The 23,532-nt window shown below is 38.4% G+C and carries 22 protein-coding genes and 1 pseudogene; 11 read left to right on the top strand and 12 right to left on the bottom strand.

Translation table 11 applies throughout. From position 1 onward, the window contains the following. Nucleotides 1-54 precede the first annotated feature (54 nt). Entirely contained in the window at nt 55-933 is an 879-nt protein-coding gene (locus PALI_RS17310) for a LysR family transcriptional regulator (RefSeq protein WP_193156851.1), read from the top strand. Between the two features lie 87 nt (nt 934-1,020). On the opposite strand, the gene PALI_RS17305 is transcribed toward PALI_RS17310, so the two are convergent. The 5 genes from PALI_RS17305 to PALI_RS17285 form a co-directional block, all read right to left on the bottom strand. After that, nucleotides 1,021-1,743 (bottom strand): hypothetical protein, encoded by a 723-nt coding sequence (locus PALI_RS17305; protein WP_193156850.1) that lies wholly within the window; start codon nt 1,741-1,743, stop codon nt 1,021-1,023. Further along, nucleotides 1,740-1,910, bottom strand: coding sequence for a hypothetical protein (locus PALI_RS17300; RefSeq protein ID WP_007377426.1), 171 nt, complete (start codon nt 1,908-1,910; stop codon nt 1,740-1,742). Before PALI_RS17300 ends, PALI_RS17305 begins: the two co-directional genes overlap by 4 nt. Nucleotides 1,911-2,198: 288 nt before the next feature. Next, complete coding sequence (locus tag PALI_RS17295; RefSeq protein ID WP_193156849.1) at nt 2,199-2,657, bottom strand: TlpA family protein disulfide reductase; 459 nt, start codon at nt 2,655-2,657, stop codon at nt 2,199-2,201. Nucleotides 2,658-2,729: 72 nt separating this feature from the next. Next, entirely contained in the window at nt 2,730-4,652 is a 1,923-nt protein-coding gene (locus tag PALI_RS17290) for a hypothetical protein (protein ID WP_193156848.1), read from the bottom strand. Between the two features lie 165 nt (nt 4,653-4,817). Beyond that, on the bottom strand, nt 4,818-6,056 hold the full coding sequence (locus PALI_RS17285) for a DUF3667 domain-containing protein (RefSeq protein WP_193156847.1): 1,239 nt from the start codon (nt 6,054-6,056) through the stop codon (nt 4,818-4,820). Nucleotides 6,057-6,273: 217 nt separating this feature from the next. Here PALI_RS17285 and PALI_RS17280 point away from each other — a divergent pair, with 217 nt between their 5' ends. Beyond that, nucleotides 6,274-6,825, top strand: coding sequence for a YkvA family protein (locus tag PALI_RS17280; RefSeq protein ID WP_193156846.1), 552 nt, complete (start codon nt 6,274-6,276; stop codon nt 6,823-6,825). A 501-nt stretch (nt 6,826-7,326) separates the two neighbouring features. Here the strand turns inward: PALI_RS17280 and PALI_RS17275 are convergent. Next, nucleotides 7,327-7,707 carry a hypothetical protein gene (locus tag PALI_RS17275; protein WP_193156845.1) on the bottom strand — a complete coding sequence of 127 codons (381 nt, stop codon included), beginning with the start codon at nt 7,705-7,707 and terminating at the stop codon, nt 7,327-7,329. Between the two features lie 547 nt (nt 7,708-8,254). Here PALI_RS17275 and PALI_RS17270 point away from each other — a divergent pair. The 4 genes from PALI_RS17270 to PALI_RS17255 all read left to right on the top strand — a co-directional run bounded on the left by PALI_RS17270 (nt 8,255) and on the right by PALI_RS17255 (nt 11,419). Beyond that, nucleotides 8,255-9,106 (top strand): HDOD domain-containing protein, encoded by an 852-nt coding sequence (locus PALI_RS17270; protein WP_138586208.1) that lies wholly within the window; start codon nt 8,255-8,257, stop codon nt 9,104-9,106. A gap of 385 nt (nt 9,107-9,491) precedes the next feature. Then, nucleotides 9,492-9,680, top strand: coding sequence for a hypothetical protein (locus PALI_RS17265; protein WP_138586961.1), 189 nt, complete (start codon nt 9,492-9,494; stop codon nt 9,678-9,680). A gap of 232 nt (nt 9,681-9,912) precedes the next feature. After that, nucleotides 9,913-10,992: a porin gene (locus tag PALI_RS17260; protein WP_404935939.1), complete on the top strand. Its 1,080-nt coding sequence runs from the start codon at nt 9,913-9,915 to the stop codon at nt 10,990-10,992. A gap of 10 nt (nt 10,993-11,002) precedes the next feature. Further along, on the top strand, nt 11,003-11,419 hold the full coding sequence (locus PALI_RS17255; protein ID WP_171037530.1) for a type 2 periplasmic-binding domain-containing protein: 417 nt from the start codon (nt 11,003-11,005) through the stop codon (nt 11,417-11,419). A 57-nt stretch (nt 11,420-11,476) separates the two neighbouring features. Here PALI_RS17255 and PALI_RS20425 read toward each other — a convergent pair. From PALI_RS20425 to PALI_RS17240, 3 genes and pseudogenes are all read right to left on the bottom strand, one after another. Next, nucleotides 11,477-11,878, bottom strand: a pseudogene (locus tag PALI_RS20425) (transposase); the annotation flags it as partial. A 430-nt stretch (nt 11,879-12,308) separates the two neighbouring features. Beyond that, nucleotides 12,309-12,809: a hypothetical protein gene (locus tag PALI_RS17245; RefSeq protein ID WP_077535492.1), complete on the bottom strand. Its 501-nt coding sequence runs from the start codon at nt 12,807-12,809 to the stop codon at nt 12,309-12,311. A 475-nt stretch (nt 12,810-13,284) separates the two neighbouring features. After that, nucleotides 13,285-13,656: a Cif family virulence factor gene (locus tag PALI_RS17240; RefSeq protein WP_138586287.1), complete on the bottom strand. Its 372-nt coding sequence runs from the start codon at nt 13,654-13,656 to the stop codon at nt 13,285-13,287. A 104-nt stretch (nt 13,657-13,760) separates the two neighbouring features. Here PALI_RS17240 and PALI_RS17235 point away from each other — a divergent pair, with 104 nt between their 5' ends. Both PALI_RS17235 and PALI_RS17230 read left to right on the top strand, forming a co-directional pair. Next, nucleotides 13,761-14,633 carry a LysR family transcriptional regulator gene (locus PALI_RS17235; protein WP_193156844.1) on the top strand — a complete coding sequence of 291 codons (873 nt, stop codon included), beginning with the start codon at nt 13,761-13,763 and terminating at the stop codon, nt 14,631-14,633. 754 nt (nt 14,634-15,387) lie between these two features. Next, the gene (locus tag PALI_RS17230; protein ID WP_077535490.1) at nt 15,388-15,873 is read left to right on the top strand and encodes a hypothetical protein; all 486 of its coding nucleotides are present in this window, start codon (nt 15,388-15,390) and stop codon (nt 15,871-15,873) included. 33 nt (nt 15,874-15,906) lie between these two features. Here the strand turns inward: PALI_RS17230 and PALI_RS17225 are convergent, their stop codons facing one another. Beyond that, nucleotides 15,907-17,112 (bottom strand): anhydro-N-acetylmuramic acid kinase, encoded by a 1,206-nt coding sequence (locus PALI_RS17225; protein ID WP_193156843.1) that lies wholly within the window; start codon nt 17,110-17,112, stop codon nt 15,907-15,909. A 279-nt stretch (nt 17,113-17,391) separates the two neighbouring features. Between PALI_RS17225 and PALI_RS17220 the strand changes: the two genes are divergently transcribed. The 3 genes from PALI_RS17220 to PALI_RS17210 all read left to right on the top strand — a co-directional run bounded on the left by PALI_RS17220 (nt 17,392) and on the right by PALI_RS17210 (nt 20,973). Further along, the gene (locus tag PALI_RS17220; RefSeq protein WP_193156842.1) at nt 17,392-18,420 is read left to right on the top strand and encodes an NADP-dependent oxidoreductase; all 1,029 of its coding nucleotides are present in this window, start codon (nt 17,392-17,394) and stop codon (nt 18,418-18,420) included. A 50-nt stretch (nt 18,421-18,470) separates the two neighbouring features. Then, nucleotides 18,471-19,088: a glutathione S-transferase family protein gene (locus PALI_RS17215; protein WP_193156841.1), complete on the top strand. Its 618-nt coding sequence runs from the start codon at nt 18,471-18,473 to the stop codon at nt 19,086-19,088. A gap of 265 nt (nt 19,089-19,353) precedes the next feature. After that, nucleotides 19,354-20,973 (top strand): methyl-accepting chemotaxis protein, encoded by a 1,620-nt coding sequence (locus PALI_RS17210; RefSeq protein WP_138586282.1) that lies wholly within the window; start codon nt 19,354-19,356, stop codon nt 20,971-20,973. 112 nt (nt 20,974-21,085) lie between these two features. Here the strand turns inward: PALI_RS17210 and PALI_RS17205 are convergent, their stop codons facing one another. Next, nucleotides 21,086-21,394, bottom strand: a complete 309-nt coding sequence (locus PALI_RS17205) for a YkgJ family cysteine cluster protein (RefSeq protein ID WP_077535485.1) — start codon at nt 21,392-21,394, stop codon at nt 21,086-21,088. Nucleotides 21,395-21,439: 45 nt separating this feature from the next. Continuing rightward, on the bottom strand, nt 21,440-23,368 hold the full coding sequence (locus tag PALI_RS17200; RefSeq protein ID WP_193156840.1) for a RecQ family ATP-dependent DNA helicase: 1,929 nt from the start codon (nt 23,366-23,368) through the stop codon (nt 21,440-21,442). Nucleotides 23,369-23,532 lie beyond the last annotated feature (164 nt).

Here is a 23,532-nt window from a genome sequence, read left to right as displayed (position 1 = left end):
AATACATTAAAATCATAATTTGATAACTTAAGGTTATGTAACTTGAGAGGCACAATGAACCTACATGCACTTCGGGTGTTTCATACGGTTGCTAAACTAGGTAGCTTTTCGGCCGCAGCTGAAGCACTGTTTATAAGTCAACCGGCGGTATCAAAGGCTTTAAAAGAGCTTGAGTATCAGCTAAACATACAACTGATTGAACGTGCATCCAAGGGTAAAAAACTCACTTTAAGTGAAGCTGGGCAAGCGCTTTTTGAACATGCTCGTAGTATTTTTGCTATCGAAAAAGCAGCCATCGAAGATATAAAATCGCGTACAGGGCTTAAGCGAGGCACACTCGTTATAGGCAGCAGCACCACCATTGCAAGCTATTGGCTGCCCCCTTATTTAGCTAAATTTTGCGCGCAACATCCACATATAAAAGTAGAAGTACAAGTTGCCAATACCGCACAAATTGAACATGCCTTACTTGAATGCACTATAGATTTAGCACTGGTTGAAGGCACACCTACCGAGCCGCATATAATAAGTAGGCACTGGCAAAACGATTTAATGAGTGTGGTTATACCGAGTAACTTAAAGCCCGCTAAAAATGTAAAAGCATGGTTAAATAAGCAGTTTTGGTTATTACGTGAACCAGGCTCTGGCACTTTAGAAATGTCGGTAAAGTTATTAGCACAACATGGCGTACAAGCAGAGCAAAGTATGCAATTGGGCAGCAACGAAGCCATAGCAAGGGCCGTCGCTCAAAGTATGGGGGTCGCTTTATTGCCAAATGTAGTCACAGAAGATTTAGTGCAATTAGGTAAATTAACACGTCTAAAGCCACAAAATAACATCGAGCTATCACGGCCATTATATCAATTACACTATAAAGACAGACCGTCTTCGCATGCAGCGCAAGCATTCGAAAAAAGCCTATTTAGTGAATAATGTTTATATGAGTAAGTATATACGCGATTGGTAAGTCGTATGTTTGCTCCAATAAGGATCAGCGCTACTCCAGGTCTTGTTAGTTGCCTATTCCTCTTCAATAATATAAAGATATTCAATATTTATATTTTTAATGTCTTCATACTTGAGAATAAGCCTATCTCCTTTAATCTCGTAAAAACGCGTATTTGGGGGAGCTGTAGATGAAGGTTTGTCTGACTCTATAGGTCTTCTCATGGCATCTGATAAAACAACACGATCTAGCTGTCCACTAGAATCAAGATAAAAGTCTTCAAGGACACCATAATACAAGAAGGAAACATTTTTAGACTCCACTAAACAAGATAACTTGATTAACTCTGCATCCTGAGTTTCAGATAATTTTCCAGTAAGCTCATAATACCATGGAGTATCGAAGGCATATCTGGAAGATTTATATGGATTAAAGTGAAAAATTAGCTTTTGAAATATCTTCCCCAAAATATATGCAAGTAAAAATGAACTAGAAAAATATAAGATAATTTTAGGGATACTAGCACTTACAATCTCTAAATCAGATTCCGACACGGATTTAGAACTAGTTAATAATTTTAGACAAATCTCATAGTTAATTTCGTTGCCCAATAAAGGTACTAAAATATAGATTAGGAAAATATGTAAAATTAAGGCATAAAAAAAAGCCAAAGATGAAGATACATCAAATGGCTTTTTTTCTATGCTAGTATTTTCTACTTTTTCATAAGAATTTTGGAATATAAAACCTGGAATTATTAGTACTAAAATAAAAAAAGCAGGAAAAGCTATATTCATGCAACGGCTTTTTCTTTAGGAGAAGTAGAAACACGATACTTTTTGCCATTTGACAAAGTAATTACTTCACTATCTTTTGAACTACTAGAAATGAAAGCCCTCAACTGCTCGCTTCCTAAAGGATCGCCTTTGATTTTCTTAGCTAAACTACCTAACAAAGCTTTCATAACGCCCCCAAAATAATTTTTTATAATTTTAGTTTACTTTAAATATTACCAATACGCTACATATCATGCCATGAGATATGTGAGATAGCTCACTACGACACCAATGAGTAAATTTCCAGCAACACCTGCTATATTTTAGTCACTTTTATCCACGAGGCCACGTCCGTCATGGAAAAAGCCAAATCTTGACTTCACATATTAAAGCATTAAGAGTCTATCCATAACACCCCTTAGTTTAAATATAAACCCATCAGTCAAAACCGTAAGACAAATATAACCAAGTAGAATCTACAAACCCTGCGTTAAATCTTGCGCCAATGTACCCGTTGGCTTTTCAATTACACGCAGTAACTCTTTGCCATTTTGCTTAACAATAAAAGTAGCGGTGTATTGTAAGTCGTTCGCCTGTGCAATGCCTGAATCGTCTTGCTTGTTGTAACCAACAGCCACGTATTCAATGCTTGCAAGTTTTACTTTAGACTCTTCAAGTAACTTAATTAGTCTTGGTACTTCGCGCTGACTGTCGTGGCACCACGTGCCGAACAATACAATAAGCTCTTTACCTGCTAATTTTTGCATTAGCGCTATATCTTGCGCCGTTGGCGTAAACGTCTTGTATTGTTCGCTAAATTTATTGTGTTCACTCAGCAGTGTATCCGCTGTAATACCGCCAGAAAACGGGGCCGTATCAGCGCCGGCTATCAGTGGCATTCCCAAAGCGAATAACAAAATTAATTGTTTAAACATAAGGTTACTTTTTTAAAAGGAGTAATGTGACGACTATAACCAATATTGCGCAGTGAGTGAATAGAGCGGTAGTTAATTTTCTTTATCCATGAAGAAGTTCACTTGTGATAAATTAGTTAAATATTCACGCCTTACATTTTTATCTTCTGCCAGCTTATCTAAATCACCAATTAGTGTTACTAGCTTGCTATGAGAATGGCTACTCGTTCTTTTAAATTCGTCTTGTGTACTATTGCTATTAATGCGCTCTTTTTTATCCATGCTGTAGCTATCTTGGTTTTTTTCAAGCCATATATCGTTGATAAAGCGAATGCTACTTTCGCTAATAGTTTGCTCTTTTAGCGCCATTTTTATCTCATATTGAGATTTCTCGGGATTGAATTGATACGTTTTTTTATCCACATCCGCTTTGTAAGACTGATCAAGCCCTACTAATTCATTATTTTTAACCGCAGTGCCAATGTTATAGCTTTCTTTTTTATCGTAAGTATTTGGGTGACTATCTTGATAATCAAAACGCGTACTGGCATTTTTACTTTGAGTTACACCGCTAAATTTTCCTAATTTTTCTTGCTCTGTTGCTTGGCTTAACTCAATACTACTTTTTGGCTGATAATCTCCACGATCCATAGCAAAAGAAAACGCTGCATCAAAATCGGCTAACTTAGAAATACCTGCACCCAATGTATTTTTTTCGCTACTGCCAAGTCCTTGATAACGCGGATCGTTTGTGATCATGTTATCGACCAAATCCGAAACTAACTCGCGACCATTAGTAAATTGCTGCGACGCAACCGACTCAATACGGCTATAACGCTCAGCCGCAGAAGACATGCTAGTAAACGCATCTTTAAATAAAGCAAAACCTTGCTTCATTTTTTCATCGCCCTTGTGACCAAATGCTGAGTCGTTGGTCTCATCAAAGCTATTGCGCCGGCTGTCTTCTAAACTTTTATCTAAAGTGGTGATATATTGCTGCATTTGGTTTATGTCTTGCCCTCCAAAGGTAGACATATCTAACGTAAAATCGACTTCGTTTTGCCCACTTTCTGATTTGTATACAAGCGCTTGCTGATTGGATGCTGCGTCAATGTTATAGCTCAAATTGAGATTATTTTCTGAGGGTAGAATAGTTTCCCCGTCAGTTGTTGAAAAAGACACATCAAAACCAGATAACTGTTGATGATTAAAACCGGTTAAAAAATCGAGGCTTATATCAGTTTGATTTAAAGGCACGTAACTACTGTGCGAGCTTTGTTTAGTCTTAAAAAACTCATCCGCCATTTCACCTACACCCGAAAGTACCTGAGTTAATGCCTGATGTTCAGCCTTGGATAAATCCCCATTCACTTCGTAACTTAAGCTAAAGTCATCGGTCGCTTCACCGGTGTTTTCATCGTAACCTTGCGCAGAGTTAAAAGTGATATTGATAACATCACCTTCTTTTGTTTTTACCGATAATTCAAATAGGTAATTGTCACTATTTTCGTAATTTTTGCGGTTCAAGTCTTCCATAAAAGGATTAAGCGAGCGCTCAACACGTTGTTGACTCGAAGCTAAAAACGTCTGTTGCTTATGCCCAAGTTGTCCTAAATTCGACAAAATAGCGCTTGTACTGGCATACGCACCTTGAATATTTTTTACCGATGTATTTAAGCGTTCAATTAACTTAGTGCTATTTTCGTTATTCAATAAGCCTTCTTGCTGAGAGCTTATGACTGTGCGTAAGGCGAGTTCTTCATCGGAGAGTTTATAATTTAAAATGCTAGGTGTGCTTGAAATAGTCAATAACGAGGTTAGTTGCTGATTAAGAACTTGCCCTACTTTTTCATCGCTAAACTGCCCAAGCAGCTCATCGGTGATTTTTTGGGCATTTGCTTCTAAATTGGCAGTGGCTTGTAAGCTAGTAGGTGGTGTTGTTTGATTTGCATTATTGACGGATTGGGCAAGCAAGGTACTTAAGTTAGCATGACTGCCAAGTATATTATTAACCATGATTATCCTTAATCGCTAAGCCCTATTAAACAATATATCGGTCGATTAGCTAAAACCTTTAGGTAAAATGTTTAGCTAAAGGTAGTTATTTAAATATATAAATTTAAGGTCACGTTATTTGCACAGCGCTATCGGATGTATTTTTGTGACCTATTGATAAAAAGGCTAAATTTCTGTTAGACCCCAAACGACTGCTACAAACGTCGTTAATGCCATTAATATAAAGTAAATAATACCGACAAAGCCATAAGTAAAAAACGCTGATAAATATCCTTGTTTATAAATACGTTTTTGCATAATAAACAAGTAAATAGGTACCCATATCAGTAAGGCAAAGCCAATGAATCCTAAAATACTGGCCGCAGCAGTAGCAACCCCACCTCCCAGCGCTATAACATGGTCATGTGTTACATCCAAAATATCGATTGATAAAAAGCTGATAAAAATAAAGCTATGGCTATGCAGTGCTACGGTTAAATGTTCCATATAAAGGCGCTTTGAAAAGATGAAAACCACCTTCAATAACAAGGCAAATAGAGGTAAAAGTACAAACATTAATTGCGGGAGTTTGCCTAATACTTCATTGATCAAACGGTTTGTGTCTGTGGTAAAGGTTTTTTTTGCTTTTTCTGCTAATTTTTTTGCAAAATCATCGAGCTTTTTATTACTTTCATCTGATAAAAAATCAAATGATAAACTACCATCAGCATTGTTTGAAATAGTAATATCATTGCTTTTGTCATTTGTACCTAACTTAACGCGCTCCAGCTCTATGGTAGCTAGCTGTCGGGTCGTACTCACCAGTTTGGCATTTTCAGCAACAGAAATATCAAGTTTTAAATCGCTCAAATAGCGATTAAATCTCGCCAAATCAGCATCAATACTCGCCATTGTTTTATCATCAGGCGTTGGCTGAGCTTGTAATTTTTTTTCATTAAGCGTTTTAATATACTCAGTCACTTGGCTAATAGCGGCTTTGTTATTATTAATTTCAATGGTTTGTTTGTCTTCTCCCGAAACGGTTAGTTTTAGGGTTAAAAAAAACACAATACTGATGAACAAATACAGCCGTAGTGGCGGCACGTAATGCACACGCCTGCCAGCAAAATATTCATTCGTTAAAAACCCAGGGCGAAATATTAATGGCCATAAAGTACGACTCGCACGAGAATCAAAGCTAAAAATATCATCGAGCAGATGTAAAATAACCACCCAAAAATATTTTAGCGTGGAGTCGAGTGACTGCCCGCAATTAGAGCAAAAACCTCCCTCAACTGATTGGTGGCAATTATCACAATGCTTTTTAGGAGCCGCTTTAACCGCTGCATTCTCGTTAATAACGGATACTTCTTCGTGTGAAGAAAGCGAGTCATTTACATTCACTACCTGACTTTCTTGAGACATAATTTCACTACGACTATTTAAACTATTAATGGAGCAATGCACAAAACAATAGCACGATGTAACATGTACATTACAAATATTTTATACAAAACCAACTATTAAGCGTGCTGCTAGCTCAAGTATCTGCTAAATTCAACATTGACAATAAGCTATTGATAATGTTGTCTGTCATAGTGATCATTTGCTGTGACCATATAACCAATACAGGAGAATTATAATGGCGTTTGAAGTTAAGTTTGAATTATCAGATACCGATTTAGAACACTTTCGTGATGTAATGCGTAAAGCACAGCAAGGTGCAAAATTACTCAGTGAGCAGGTAATAATTAATAATGCAAAAAAAATCAGCTTAAACATTAAAGACAATGTACCTGAGTTTGTACGCCTTCGTATTCAAAAATTAGAAACGTTTGTCGCAATGATTGAAGATGCTGAATGGCAAATTCCAGAAGATGAACGTGTAGAAATATTAAGTGCGCTTGCTTACTTCAGTGATCCTGAAGATTTAGTGCCTGATCACATACCCGTACTGGGCTTTTTAGATGACGCAATTATGATTGAACTGGTCGCTGGTGAATTTAGCGACGACGTAGAAGCGTTTGAAGAGTTTTGTGCCTACCGTAGTCGTGAAGAAGGCCGCAATGGTAACGTAACCATTACGCGTGATGAATGGCTAGACGCAAAACGTCGTGAACTACACAGCCGCATGCGCAACCGCCGTAATGCTCGTCGCTCTTCAGGTCGTTCTTCATTTCGTTCAGTGTTTTAAGCACGACTAACTGCAAGGCAATAAAAAGCTGATTTAAGCTCTTTTTTATTGCCTTTAATTCTAATCCCAATCTCAAAAACGCACTTATGCCTATTAACCATAGTTAAGGTTTATATTTTTTATATACGTAATGTAGATTTGATCCCCACACTCAATATATAAGTGCCAGCTAGCACTCTTTTTTGTATTAAAATCAGTGGCTCGTTATTTTACTTTTAACCTTCATTAGGCATAACGCCAAATATAAATGGCGCGATAGCTCGAATATATTTCAGCACATTTTCTTTTCAGCAAGATTGTGACGCACCATTACAGTGAAATGTGATAATAGAATAAGGTATCAATTTCGACGTTTATAAACTAACTCCTTTTGACCTCAAGGGAGGGGGCGTATGTGTAATTGGAATGAGTGAAACTGTAATTTTTAACTAGATACCACTGTTATAGTTAGCGATTTCTGTAATAGTTAGAATGGGTGTCATCCTAACTTACTAACTTTAATTAATGCACCATCTCTGCGCTAAATCGGTCTCGGCCTTTCCAATAATTACACTCAGGACAATAGCAACCTACAGGATAATCAATTCCTTCTTCATGGGGGCAACCAATTACTTCTTGGATCATGCTAACGGATTTAGCTTCATTTGCATCAATGAAATTCAGTATTTCACTCATAACCAGTTCTGATTTTCTCAAGTCTGTTGAAGCAAACCACTTTTTCATTGGTTCTGCAGCTGCACCTTCATGCATTATAATTGCGCATACTGCTTTTGATGCAAGATCACGGTTTGGACCATAAAAAGCGATCGTTGCTATAGGGTAACCTTTATTACCTTTACGAGTCTTTTTGATTAGTAATTTCTTATTCTTGCCTTGAGCCATTTAGATACTCCAACATAAAAATATAACAAGCCTGTAGCATAACTCGCTTTTTATTTGTCTTTTTTGAAAAATAAACCATAGCTGAATTTTTATTTTGCTTCAATCGGGTACCGTATTTTTTAGCAGAAGGTAAAAAGAGTTTAGTGTTGTTTTGAGTGGCATTTTGGGAGGGTTCACTGATGTTTTAGTCGTTTATTCTAAGTGATAAAGTCCTACCCTTAATCAGTGCATAGTGCTTGCAGTTTTTCACTATTATGAACAAGGCAATACAGTTGCCATTGTACGTTCACCTTATCTTAACCCCAAAAGAATTAGAATGGGTGTCATGCTAATTCTTTTCAAGTTTGTTTAATAAAAATGGCTGTCTGCTTAATTCCCTGTATGTGCAGTGGTATATGTTTTACCACGTCACTTAGTACTCACCATACTCTGCAATTTGATTGCAGATATTTAAAGTCGATTTGCCATAGGCTCAATCACCTTCTAACATTAATACTCTATTTGTTCTTTGGTATTATTTAATAATCGGCTATGGGATTTGATATACATGATAAAAATTAATGAACAAATATTAACAGATATAAACAGAAATTTTATTATCCCACCAAAACCGCAAATACTCAGTGATTTACAAAATTTAGCGGCACTAGAGGATGCCTCTATTGCTAATGCAGCAGATGTTGTTGTTAAAGACTTGGCGATTTCATCAGCGATACTAAAAATCATAAATTCCCCTGCCTATGGTCTATCTCGCACGGTGTCAGATATTAAGCAAGCCGTTATGTTTCTTGGTTGGGATGGTGTTAACGCGCTAGTACAAGGGCTTAAATTAAAGGATATGTTCGCTGCAAAAAATAGTTGTATCAGTTTAGACCGATTTTGGGACTCTTCAACAGAAATAGCTAACGTGAATATGATGATTGGTCAGCGATTTAAGAAGCAAATAGCCATTGAATCTTTGTATACCTTAGGGCTTTTTCATGATTGTGGTGTGCCGCCAATGGCAGTTAAATACGACAGCTACTTAAAAGCACTTCATTTATCTAACCAATCTAGTAAAGAAAGTATCACAGAGATTGAAGAGCGTTTATACAATACAAACCATGCGATTGTTGGGTATTATTTCGCAAACAGTTGGCACTTACCAAAAGAGATGTGTAAATTAATACTTAATCATCATGACTTGAGTCTTTTAGACGATGTTACAGACAGTGATATGCAAATTAGCTTTGCAATTCTTAAGATGTCAGAGAATTTAGTAAACTTGGTTAAGCGGGGGACCCATTTAGCTGAATGGAATACAATAGAGGTGAAAGCTCTCGATATTTTGCATATGAATGATGATGAGTATATTGATCTACAAGAAGATGTTATTGATTATTTAAACAGCGAGCACTAGGGGCTGTTGAACTTTCGTGATTAATTTTGCAGCAGACTATTTGATATTTAAGCAAGGCAGAGCCTATGTCGTGTGGTTATTCCACATAAATAGGCGATAACGCAGCATAAATGCCAAACATGCGCTGCCCTTTGGGTTCTTTCTAGGGGCAATTTACTCTTTGTTGCTCGGTTTTTACTTAGCCCACTAGGTTACAAACCTCGCGCCGCGATTAAATCCCCCCTAGATTGAACAAATTTTAATCCACAAAGGTCAACACGCCCTAGTGTCTATATTGTAACAGACGGCGACTTTCTTACGCCTTGGTATAGTAAAGTACGCGAACTTGGTTGGCATATGATAGGTCGATTAAGAGGGTCACGCCATGCAATGACAATGGCATACATTGAAAGAACTTAGGGCTGATGCTACAGATATACCAAAGGCGTTAGGTCAAGCACGATTAACTCAGTCCAGCCCAACAGCATGCGATGCATTTTTACATGTATATCATGGAAAAAATAAAGGAAGAAAAGGAAAAAGCAGATTTACGGAAGGTACAAAAATGTATCAAAACTTAGCTAAAGAGCAATAGTTACTCGCGACATCAGACAATACAGTGATAAGTAAGCGAGCAGTTACCGAGCCCACTAGGTTACAAACCTCGCACCGCGATTCAACCGCCCCTAGATTGAACAAATTTCAATCCACAAAGATCAACATGCCCTAATTTAAAAATAATATTTTATAGATAATTAGCAAAATTTTTATAGTGAGCTAGTTTTAGTACTGCATATTACAAAATACTAATATTATAAGGTAAGCAAATGATGAAAAAGCTGTACTGGTTATTAACTGTGAATTGCATTCTATTTACAGGAGCTTCTTATGGGGAGATTAACTTCTCAGGGTTTACCAGTATAAATGCTGGTAAGGTTTTATCTGGAAGTGGAGTCCCGCAATATGATATACCCCCTACTTTTTTAGCTGACTATCCTATTGTTTCAGCTTATTCAGAAGATATTTCGTTCGAACCAGAAAGCTTATTCGGTCTACAAATTAACGCTGACCTAGCCGAAGGTTTATCTATGACAGGTCAAATTGTTGCTCGAGGGGCTAATGATTTTGATGCAACAATTGAATGGGCATACATATCTTATGAGATAAATGAACATTGGACGATCCAAGCAGGTAAAAAGCGCTTGCCGCTGTTTTATTATTCTGACTTTTATGACGTAGGCTATGCCTATGTGTGGATGCGCCCACCTGCTGATAATTACACATGGCAAATATTTAACTACAGCGGCGTTAACGCGCTATATAGTGGTGAAATTGGTGATTGGTCTGTCATGGGGAATCTTTATTATGGCGAAGAAGACGATAAAGAAAATAAACTGCTCAGTGAGTTTTTCTTCAAAGAACCTACACGTGAAATTTGGCGTGACATGCTTGGCGGAGTACTGTCATTAAACAAAGATTGGTTTGAAGTTCGCCTAACTCACATGACATACAAAAATGAGCGTTACCGTAAAGGTGAGCGAGTTTTATTTGATGGTGAGACTAGCCGAACAGGTAAGTTTTACGGTGTTGCAGTTAATTTAGATTTTGATAACTTGTTTGTATTAACAGAATTAAATCGATTAGATCTAAATGGCAACCTTGACACCTCAATGATTACCCTAGGTTATCGCTTCGACACTATTACTCCGTATGTCACCTACTCTCAATTTAAGGAAGATGCAGAAGATGGTGAGCAGCATGATACAACGTCAGCTGGAATACGTTGGGATTTTCATTCCTCTGCGGCTTTTAAAGTTCAATTTGACAAAGTGAATGATGAATCATTTGATTTAGCCGTTGCAGGTGATAGTAAGTCGATCACACTTGGCATTGATTTGGTATTTTAAGGAATAGGTTATGATATTATTTAAAAAAGTATTTTTATCGCTTTTATTGCTTAGCTGCTACTCAGTAAGTGCTGAGGTTGTTATTGTTGTTCACCCATCTAATAACAGTAGTTTTGATCAATCTGAGATTACAAAGATTTTTTTAGGGAAAGTGAAATCGTTTTCCGACGGGAATATAGCTGTGCCATTGAATCAGGATTCAGGTTCGGCAGCCCGTAAAGAGTTTGGTAGTAATGTACTATCAAAGTCAGGCAGTCAACTAAAGGCTTATTGGTCAAAATTGGTTTTTACGGGTAAAGGGTCACCACCAAAAGAAGTTGGAAGTGATGCAGATGTTATTGATTTAGTCAGTAAAAACCCAAGTATGATAGGCTATGTTGGGGCGGCTTCGTTAACTGATTCAGTAAAATCAGTTGGAAAATTTTAGATATCTATTTTGATTGTATTTAAAATCGATTACAGTAAACCTGTAATCGATTTTTTATTAACTTATGCTTAGACAAATGCACACGCTGCAACAATTAATGTCTACAGTAGTTGTGTCGTTGAGCTTTACGTAAGTTAAATTAAGGTTTGGCTTATTTGATTTTTAGTAATAAACCACCAATCCAGCTACTAAATCCAGCATGAAGCTGTTCACGTTCCGACACCTAGACTAGAAAGCAACTTAAAAACAATGCCCTACCCCATAATAACATCGCTTTTACATTCATATTTTTGCAAGCTTTAACCCTTTATCACCATACAATTTATCTGTTAGGCAGCTCGCTAATTCATATACTGGTTGAGTATCATCTAGATTACCTGTTGTCACTTTCACAGCAACAATTTCATCATGATGATTAACGATTAAATGCAGCTTGAAGCCATAAAACCGCCCCACACTAGTACAAAAAGTAGGTGCTTGGAAGTAAAGAGCTTTGTAAAAGCTAAAAAAGAATAAATATTGCGCTAAGCAATGACTAGTTAACCTGAACTCTGGATAATAAATCTATCTCAAGCAGCTCTTTTCAACGCTAACTGCTTTGAATTTACTTGTAGATAGGCCCGCTACTGACACATAAATTCGCTTTATTTTCACTGAAAATCTCTAGCTAGAGAAAAATAAATTTAAATATCATCATGGTTCAATATATTAGTAAATCTCTTAACCAGAGTTCAGGCTAGTTCGCTTTACAACATTTAGTATTATTGAGAGGTATTTGATGAATATTCATCATGGGGGATGAATCACCCGTTGCACTTCCTACTAATAAAAAGCGTGGTATGGTGGCTGGAGATTAGAGGCCTCCGACTACCCGATTAGGCCTGTACCGCTACGATTTTATAAACTCTAGATACACGACCGTTACAACCATAGCCAACATAAACAGAATAATAAGCGAGAAAAAGCTAAAATTTGCAATACGTTTAAGACTCAGTACAAACTTATTTAGTGATTTACCTGCTCCAGTGCCTACCCAAGCATCGCTTACATTTGATGTGTAATCGTGTAACTCCCGACAACTATATGGGTGCTTGAAACTTAGAGCCTCGACATCAAGACCTTTCGTTTTGTAGTGCTCAAGTAACTGAATCTCTAGAAAAATACTGATAAAAAAAGAAGCACCAACACCTAACAAGCTCAAACCGGCAATAAATAATGATATTGAAACAAACACAGCCTCATAAATTGAGAGATCATCGAAATCTGGTTGGTAGCCAATTACAAGTCCAATTAAGACAATACCAAAGCCAAACATAATAGCCATACCACTTAAGAAAAATACAGCTGCGAAAAGCCCAGAAGAAACATAAGTTACAATCCTTGGTGTCATATGGAGCGAGACCTAACGAGCCTGTAAATTAACTCGTTTTTTATTTGTTTTTATTGATAAACAAACCATAGCTGAGTTCCTATTTTGGTTCAATCGGTTACTTCAGTTTTACGTGAAATATTAAAAGAGGATTCAGTGCTGTTTTAGTTGGCATTTGGAAAATATTACAGCTGTTTGAGTGGGTTATTTGGGAGATAGGAGCTTACCCTTTTCAATACCTCGTGCTTTATAGCCTTTCACTATTATAAACAAAGCAGTACAATTACCGCAGTGTGGAGTAAAGGTATTCACTTTCATTTAACCCCGCAAGGTCAATTTGTTCATACCTTTATTGTTTGCAATATTTTGTACTTTATTAAAAGGAAAGCAGGCTCAATGCAGCAGAGTCGTTTTACCCTTTTTTAATAAACAGCTGTCGTCTCATTGACAATTTCTGTAATAATTAGGTAGATGTCATCCTAACTTCTTCTTTTATTTATCTCTCGCCAAGTATTTCAAATTCATCAGAAATCATACGAGCTTTACCGTCATGATCAATCACCCAATGCTCTTTATGAACAACACCAAAGGCTTTATTCATTGTCCATTGAGACGATAGAATATAACCATTATCACCAGCAGCTTCCCACTTAATATTCGTATACTCAACATTAGCAAAACCTTGGTCGATAATATTTTGCCAACAAGTTTGAATGTCTTCTATTCCTTCAAATACACCAATCGGCTTGGCTGTCATTACCGAATCTTTAGTATATTGCTGCGCGCAACCAGCAGCATCTTTATTATTAAAAGCCACTTTCCAAGACTCTGAACCTTCTTTACATAATGCTAAAACTGTCTTTCTCATGATTGCTTACTCATTGTTATCTTGTGAATAAATAATAGAACTATTGTTTGCATCTATATACAAAGGCAATAGAATTAATAGTTCTTTTTTTACGGACAATAATCATGAATCAATTACGTCATATGTCGATATTTGCCCATATCGTTGAAACCGGATCGATCACCAATGCTGCGCAAGCGCTCCAATTATCAAAATCGGTTGTTAGTCAGCACTTAAAGTTGCTAGAACAAGAACTTGGTGTGTTGTTAATTAAACGCACAACAAGGAAGCACATACTTACTAACGAAGGAGAGGCATTTTATCAATCATGTAGAGAAATGAATAAAATTGCTGATATTGCTTGGAAGCAAGCAAAAAATTCAGTAGAAGTGCCGCAAGGGAATATTAAAATTACTGCGCCTAATGCGTTAATGGATGTTGTTATTGCCCCCGCTGTTGGTGATTTGCTTAAGAAATATCCATTGCTTAAACCTGAGCTTATAAGCGGTGATGATCATCTTAATTTAATGTCTGATAATATCGACTTAGCGATCAGGGTGGGGCGATCTCAAACAAGTAATATTAAGCAACGCAGAATAGGTCAATTCCGAGACGTACTTTGTGGTCGCCATAACCTTGTTACACAAGGAGATATAAATAACGCTATGTACATAGCTAATACGTGGCAAGGTAAGAGAATCAGCCATGAATTTAGTGATAATCAAGGTAAGCTTATTGTGTTTGAAGCAACGGCACAATGTAGATCAAATTCTTTTTATTCCTGTTTAGCCTTAATAAAAGAGGGCGCAGGTATTGGCTTAATACCTGATTTTCAGTTGAGTTCAGTTGAACCTGCTTTAGTTGAAGTATTTCCCCATTTAACCTTACCAATAAATCATATTTATGCATTATATCCCTACGAAAAACATCTGCCTTTAAGCGTAAAAGTTTGTATTGAAGCCATAGCGAATAAGCTTGATAAGTTTTCAAAAAGGTAAGTGAACTCATGTTTGTATAAAGATGCAAACATAGCTATTGCATCTAGCGATCCATAGGTTGCTTAGTATATTTTGTTAAACAGGGTTTGGATTAATAAAACAACTAACTTACTCAATGTACGACTTTCACTCATGATCGTCTTGCAAGTACTCAAACGTAAACCCATAATCGCGATATGCATAGTGGCCCCCTTTATTAATTAGATTTAACAAACTGATATTTAAACTTATTTATGACTTAGGATGCAATTCTAAATCCGAGTAGCAAAGCCCAAATAAGACATATTGCCAGCTCCTCTCTAGCCCTGCTGGATATGATTCTCTATTGCTGATGCCTGAGAAATGATTCCAAACTAGGGCCTGTTTATCTTTCGAGGTTAAATTTGCAGCAGTATGTTTGGTATTTAGGCAAGGCAGAGCCTGTGATGTGTGGTTGTTCCCCATAAATAGGCGATAACGCAGCATAGATATCAAACATGCGCTGCCCTTTGGGTTCTTTCTAGGGACGATTAACTCTTTGTTGCTCGGTTTTTACTTAGCCCACTAGGTTACAAAACTCGCGCCGCGATTCAATCGCCCCTAGATTGAACAAACTTCAATCCACAAAGGTCAACACGCCCTAGGACAAGAAAGATCCTTTTTGATCAAATCAACTTAATGCGTAGTTTTTATACTATCAGAGTCATAATTCTGTAATCTTGATAGTGGATAATTTCTATCCGATAAATATATAGACTCAAGAAGACAAAGTAAGATGAGCACACCTTTAGTGCAACTAACATTTGCGCTGCAATCATTTGAAGATCCAATGTCTGCGGCCATGAGCCACACCATGGAATACGAAAAGCTTTCGTTACAAGCCAATGAAACACATAACATTGCGCTGCAATGCATGCTGCCTGATGCAGCGCATGAAGATGATACTATTTCACTTAGCGCTACACATCCAAGTGCTCGTGGCGCGCAGTATTTTACTGAGCACACGTTAACGAATGCGGATCTTGAACGAGGTGTCGTAAATCTTACTTTGAGCAAAATTACACAAAGCCAGTGTTTTGTAATGCAATTGATGCTGCATGGTAAGCACGCAACTTTAAAAAACAGCTTACAATTTGATATGCATATTAAGGCATTTAAACAAGGTTACTGCGCACCATTTATTAATGTAGAGCGCACTAAACCGCAAGGTATTCGTCGCTATTTTACGAGTATGGGATCTACGTTTTTATCACTGTTTTAATGCTGATTGCACTCCTGTAACACTGATAAGTTATTAATCAGCGAAGCTTACTTTGCCCATAGTAACGCCAGCAATACCTTGCGTTGTATTATTTAGATGCTGTTGCTCTCCTGCTAGGCATTCGTTTGCTAAAATAGCAAATAGTACAGCTTCTTTAGCATCTGGATCGATTCCGAGTGCGTGGGTATTTTTAAACGCTTTTACCGCAGGGCAAAACGCCTGTAGCTGCTCCATTAATAATGGGTTGTGTATTCCGCCGCCGCTTGCATATACCACACAGTTTGGCGCGTTTTTAACACACTCATTTATTGCTTTGCTAATAACATGAGCAGTAAATGCATTAAGCGTTGCCATTATATCGTCATGTTGTAAGTTATGTGTATTTGAGCGAGTTTGAGCCGCAGCTAAATACGCTAAATTAAATACCTCAGGCCCTGTGGTTTTAGGCATACTGAGATTAAAAAATGCATCGTCGCATAGCGCTTCTAACAGCAATTTATTTTGCGTACCGGCTTTTGCAAGCGCAGCATCATTATCGTAATGCATATCACAAAAATAACGCTGCACGTAAGCATCCATAATAGTATTACCAGGGCCAATATCTGAGCTAAATACCGCGCTTGCGTTACCACATTTAGGTAGGTACGTGAGATTCGCTATCCCCCCCATATTTAACAAAATACGGTTTTCGGCTGCGCTCGAAAAATACAAATAGTCGCCATATACCGCCAGTGGTGCGCCCTCACCTCCTGCAGCTATGTGTTTTTGCCTAAAATCACCAATAGTAGTAATGCCGGTAGTAACCGCTATTTGATCGCTGTCGCCAATTTGTAAGGTGCCGTTATTAAAGTCTTTATGATTATGCTGCGACTGCGGACAGTGATAAATTGTTTGCCCGTGGCTGGCTATTACGTCTATATCGGCTGGGTTTATATTCCACTTAGTTAAGCACTGATTAACCAGTGTGCCATGATGCTTACCTACCCACGGGTGCAGTAAAGTCACAAGTTCTAAATCGCACTCTCGCTTAGCAAATACCTGTTTTATTTTAGTTTTATAATCGTCGTTGTAATCAACGGTGGTAAAATTTAAAACCTCAATGTGTGTATTTAAGCCTGCGCCCGTTACTCTACAAAGCGCTACATCGAGTCCGTCTAACGAGGTGCCACTCATTAAACCAATAATTAAACGGCTTGGCTTTTGGGCACTATTATAAAGGGCGGCTATGTGTGGATGCATAAAGGTATCTTAAACAGGTATCATATCTTGCTTATATTAGAGGACTTTAAAACAAAGTAATAGAGGTACTTACTACTTAAAGCTCAGCTTTAAAATTCGAATTAGAATAAATACTCCACTCATTAGGGTTGAATTATCAACCATCCGCCCAAAACTCCTGTATTAAGGTACGCATTGTACATATTCATACTGCTTATTCGCGCATTCTTGTTTAGCTGAACACGATTTCAAAAGCGTAAACATTCGATAAGTAGTTTATTTATATTAATAGGAGATTTTATGTCTACAACTAGTCGCCAACTTACTCTTAAATCACGCCCGCACGGCGCGCCCAGCAATGAAAACTTTGAATTAAAAACGGTAGAGCTTCCTGCATTAAAAGATGGCGAAGTGTTATTGCGTACTATTTATTTATCATTAGACCCATACATGCGTGGCCGTATGAGCGATGCAAAGTCGTACGCTGATCCTGTCAATATTGGCGATGTCATGGTTGGTGCGACAGTGTGCCAAATAGAAGAGTCTAAAAACGATAAGTTTAGCAAAGGCGAATGGGTTCTTGCCTACACAGGTTGGCAAGACTACGCCATTACCAACGGCGAAGGCTTAATGCAATTAGGAAAAGAGCCTACAACCCCTTCGTACGCGTTAGGTATACTGGGTATGCCTGGTTTTACAGCTTACATGGGCTTGCTTGATATTGGCGCACCAAAAGAAGGTGAAACCGTAGTAGTCGCAGCCGCAACAGGTCCAGTGGGCGCAACGGTTGGTCAAATAGCTAAAATTAAAGGCTGTAAAGTAGTGGGCGTTGCTGGCGGTAGCGAAAAATGTGCCCACGCAGTTGAAAAGCTAGGCTTTGATGCGTGTATTGATCACAAAGCAGATGACTTTGCTGCGCAACTAGAAAAAGCCTGCGACAAGGGTATTGATGTTTACTACGAAAATGTGGGCGGAAAAGTATTCGACGCCGTATTACCTTTGCTTAACACAGCCGCACGCGTACCACTGTGCGGTTTAGTATCGCAATATAACGCAACGAGTTTGCCAGAGGGTCCAGACCGTTTAGGTATGTTAATGGGCCAACTGCTTACTAAGCGTATTAAAATGCAAGGCTTTATTATTTTTGATGATTACGGCCACCGCTACGACGAGTTTGCACAAGACATGCAAAAATGGCTACAAGATGGAAAAATTCAATACCGCGAACACATGGTAGAAGGCATCGAAAACACAGTTAGCGCGTTTAACGATATGATCAGCGGTAAAAACTTTGGTAAAACTGTGGTTAAAATTAATAACCCACTTTAATTTTAAACGGCTTATTAAGTATCGCGCTTTATAAGCCTGCAAGGACAGACATGATCAAACTACACCATTTAAATAAATCACGTTCTAAACGCATAATTTGGCTTTTAGAAGAACTAGATGTTGATTACGAAATTGTCGCTTATCAGCGCAATAAAGACACCTTCCTAGCTCCTGATGAACTAAAGCATATTCATCAACTTGGTAAGTCGCCAGTAATTGAAGACGACGGCTTAATTGTTACCGAATCAGGCGCTATTACCGACTACCTTATTACTAAATATGGTAATGGAAAATTTGCTCCACAAGCAGGCACAGCTGATTACGTTGACTACCAGCAATGGCTGCACTTTGCAGAAAGCTCAGCAATTTTACCGCTTTTACTTAAAATGTTTGTACTAAAAGACGGTGCTAAAACACAGTTTTTAGAGGGCTATGCAGACGCTGAAACAGCTAAAGTAATTAGCTACTTTAACGACCGCCTAGAAGGTAAACGTTATTTAGTGGGCGACACCTTAACCGGCGCCGATTTTATGATGTCGTTTATTGTTGAAATTGTTAAAAACTCAGGTCAATTAGCGCACTTTAAAAACCTGGTTAAATACGACGAGCAATTACAAAGCCATGAAAAATTTCATACGGCTGACGAACTTGAAGCCAAATACGACTAGTCAATGGCATAGCACAGATAACTGAAAGAGGCCTTAGGCCTCTTTTTTGTTTTTATAGCTCTGCAATTAAATCGCCACCTAATAGAACATATTTTAATCCTGAAAGGTGAACAGGCCCTCATTTTATATACATATATTTTACAAAAAAAGCGGATTGTTGTGCTAAATACTGTTCCTATAGTGCATAATGGACTAATTATTATAAAATTTTCTTAATTGTACTGGTGGCCTACAAAGTCAGTACTTCTCACATTTGGAACAAACCATGACCATAAATATGCGCTTAGCCACAGGGTTCGGTGTGATCTTATCGATGATGCTTATTTTAACAATTATCGGAATTTCACGCGTTAGCCTTATTAATAACAATATTACGCAAATGACCGATGTGAATTCAGTAAAGCAACGTTACGCTATAAATTATAGAGGGAGTGTACACGACAGAGCAATTGCCGTTCGTGATGTTGTTTTAATAACTGACCAAAGTGACTTAAGTACAGTTTTTAATGATATAGAAGAACTAGACGCTTTTTATCAAACATCAAGTCGTGCCATGAGTCAACTCACTGCCAATATGTCCAATGAAGAACGCTCACTAATTAAAAAAATCAATCAAATAGAGCAACGTACTCAGCCTTTAATCAAAACCATAATAAGTGCAAAAAAAGCAGGTAATTTAAATCAAGCGTCGAGCGTATTATTAACAGATGCCCGCCCAGCATTTACACAATGGCTTAATACCATAAACCAGTTTATAAACTTGCAAGAACAAGCAAATCAAATGACAACTATCGAGACCCGCGAAGTAGCTAGCTCATTTAGAATATGGATGATTTTATTAACAACGCTTGCCACTTTAATCGGTGCCGGCGTTGCCTATGTTATTAGCCAACAGATCAGAAACTCGGTAGGTGGCGAGCCGCAAGAAGCCGCAGAAGTAATTGCACTTATTGCCCAAGGCGATTTAACCGCAGATGTTCATTCGTGTTGCCCTAATAGCATGATGGCCTCTGTAGGCGTAATGCAAAGTAAATTAAAAACCATTGTCGATAGTATAATTAATTCATCTGAAGAGCTATCGACCCACTCTGCAAGCGTGGCATCGGGTTCTCAACAAGCACTTAGCGCTGCCGACACACAAGTGACGTATATAAATTCAGCTGTGAGTAGTTTAGAGGAGATGAGCAGAAGCATTAATTCTGTTGCCGGCTCAGTCAAACAAACTGAAGACAATTCAAAAATTACAGCGCAGTTATCTCAGCAAGGGAGTTCAGCGGTACAAAAAGTGGCGGCTGAGATAGAACAAATTTCTGTTACGGTAAAAGCAACAGTTACCCAAGTAAATGTACTGCAAGAGCACGTAAAACATATCGGTGATATTTTAAGTGTGATCCGCAGTATTTCTGATCAAACTAATTTATTAGCACTTAATGCCGCGATTGAAGCCGCCAGAGCGGGCGATTCTGGTCGTGGATTTGCAGTAGTTGCTGATGAAGTAAGGCAACTTGCTCAGCGTACTGGCGATGCAACGGGCGATATTGAAAAAATGATTTTGCAAGTACAAGAAAACACGCAAGCATCGGTAACCGCGATGGAAACCACAGTACCGCAAGTAGAAAATGGTTTAACGCTTACCCACGAAGCAAACGAGTTACTCCATCAAATACAACAACAAGCTAACGACTCATTACATAACGTGCTGGAAATTGTTGAGGCAACATCAACCCAAGTAGCTACCGTGGCACAAATAAGTACCGGCGTTGAAGAAATTGCTAATATGTCGAAAGAAACCAGTATGTCGTTAAATAGTAACGCACAAGAAGCGGTGGCATTAGCGGATCTGTCGGGCACACTCAAAAAGTATATTAGTTACTTTAAAGTTTAAGTGTTTAGTGTTTAGCGTTTTACAGCAATTTAAAAAGGGGCTTTAAGCCCCTTTTTTGTAGGTAGTAATAGTTATATAGGTATAACCTAGTTAACTAATCTAAACGAGATAACTATATACCCGCTAAATCACGCTCGGTAATACACTCGTCTGAGGCCATTTCAAACTCGCGGCACACTAATGGGCGGTTTTCGTAAATGGAGCACATAAGCGTATTACGATCGAGTGCTTGGCACCAGCCATCGTCAGCGCGTTTCATTACTTCGCTGCCCCATTTATCGTATTCTATATAGTTAAAAGGCACGCCGGTGTCGGTTACTATGCGCACTTCTAATTGGCAACAACAGGCTTGGCAGTTAGCACACGTAACGGGCTCTGGGGTAGTCGTAATATTTTCAACGGGAATAACAATATGCGGCATAGTGGCTTACTTTTTTGAATAAGCCACTAGGATACAGTAACTAGTTTAACGCGCTAGTAGTTTTGCTTTAATATCGCCGTAACGCATCTGCTCGCACAATGCAAAGCCACTCAGCTGGCGTACTTTATTGCGCGTAAATAACGGTACGCTCATCCCCGCTAAAAAACGGCATTGGGTTTCAACACCCACGTTTTGATGATTTTTATCTGCCATATGCGCTAAAAACTCATCTACTTTTTGATAAATAAGTTGCTCATCAATGTGCGCAGGCTTTATAGAGTACTCAAGCTTAACCGCATGACCTCTACACACACTACAATGCCCACATTGCTCAGGGGCATTTTGATCGTCAAAATAGCGCGCTAAGTTATAGCTTAAGCAACTTTGCAGCTCAAAAAAGCGTATCAGTGCAGCTATACGTTTAATTTCGGCTTGTTCTTTGTCGGTAAAGTAGTCGTGAAGTTGCTGCGCAAGCTCGGGATTATTTATAACCTCCCCATGCACTTTATATACTTGGGTAATACGTTTGGTCTCAAGCGTTATTAGGTTTTTTTCGGCTAGGTAGTCAAGGGCAGCCACTACACGTTTGCGATCAACCTGCGCAGCTTGTGTAAGGGAGTCAAAATTTAACGTGCCCCATATTTTTTTAAAATCGGTGTGGCTAAATATTTGTGTTAAAAATGCTTGGCGTTGCTCGTCAAAGTGACTAAGTAGCTCATTTTTATCGACCAAAAATTTATATTTAAAATCGGCGTAGTACGCATATTGTGGCGTTATTGCTCCTTGCATTTCGAACTGTACTAACAAGGTTTTAAGGGCCAATTGTCTAATATTGCTTTCGCTTGAAAGGCTGTACTCTTGCATTTCCCATTGCTGGTGGCTTTGGCGAATATCGTTAATTACGTATTCAATACCGCTAAGCTCTGGCGTGTCGCCATATACAAAGTTTTCTACCGTATTGAGCCCGTCTAAATTAGCAAGCGTGTAACAGTTTGACGGATTACCATCGCGCCCTGCTCGGCCAATTTCTTGGCTGTAGTTTTCTATCGATTTAGGCAAATCGTAATGTATAACAAAACGAATATCCGATTTATCAACGCCCATACCAAAGGCGATGGTTGCCACTACAACATTAATTTTACCGCCCATAAAATCATCTTGAATTTGCCACCTAAGCGTATCTTCAAGCCCGGCATGATAAGCCACTGCTTGCAGGCCTTGCGCGGTTAATACATTAGCTACTTGCTCGGCGCTTTGCTGCAGTGTTACGTACACAATCCCGGGGCCACTTTGCGCGCGTACAATATTGGCAAGTTCGGTATTTTTATCGGCGGTTTTAACACTCAACACGCTTAAATCTAAATTAGCGCGGTAAAAGCCCGTTTGCACAATGCACTCAGGTGCAATAGCAAAACGCTCGGCCATATCACGCTTTACTTTTTTAGTTGCCGTTGCCGTAAGCAACAACACTAAAGGAATATTAAGCTCTTCGCGGTAACGCGGTAGCTTTAAGTAGTCGGGTCTAAAGTTATGACCCCATTCAGATATACAATGCGCTTCGTCTACCACCAGCATTGAAAGTGCCACTTGACTTATAAACTCTCTAAAACGCTCGTTTTTAAATCGCTCAACCGAGACCATTAATACTTTAATTTTGCCGTTTCGCACGTCGTTCATTACGGTGCTGCTTTGCATTTGATCTTGGCTCGAATCAAGGCTAGCTGCATAAATGCCTTTACTATTTAAAAAGCTAATTTGATCTTTCATTAAGGCAAGCAGTGGCGACACCACAAGCGTTAAATTAGGTAAGTGCAATGCGGTGAGTTGGTAACACAACGATTTACCCGAGCCGGTCGGAAATATCGCCAGTGACGATTGACCATTTAAAAGCTGCTCTATAGTTTGTTGTTGCCCTGTTCTAAATTGGCTGAAACCAAAATGTTGTTCAAGTGATTGAATTAATGACGCGGTCATAAGTGTCCTTTCGTTGTTTTTAAACAGCGATTTAACTGCACAGCTAGGCGATAAAAACGTGAGTATAACTTATATGCCTTTGATCATCATTTTTTGCTGACATATCCTTTATTTAAGCGCAAAATAACCTTACTAAATACTATGCTAGTACGTTTGCCAAAAAT

The sequence above is a fragment of the Pseudoalteromonas aliena SW19 genome (genome assembly GCF_014905615.1).
GTDB lineage: Bacteria > Pseudomonadota > Gammaproteobacteria > Enterobacterales > Alteromonadaceae > Pseudoalteromonas > Pseudoalteromonas aliena.
This window is presented reverse-complemented; position numbering and strand designations above follow the sequence as displayed.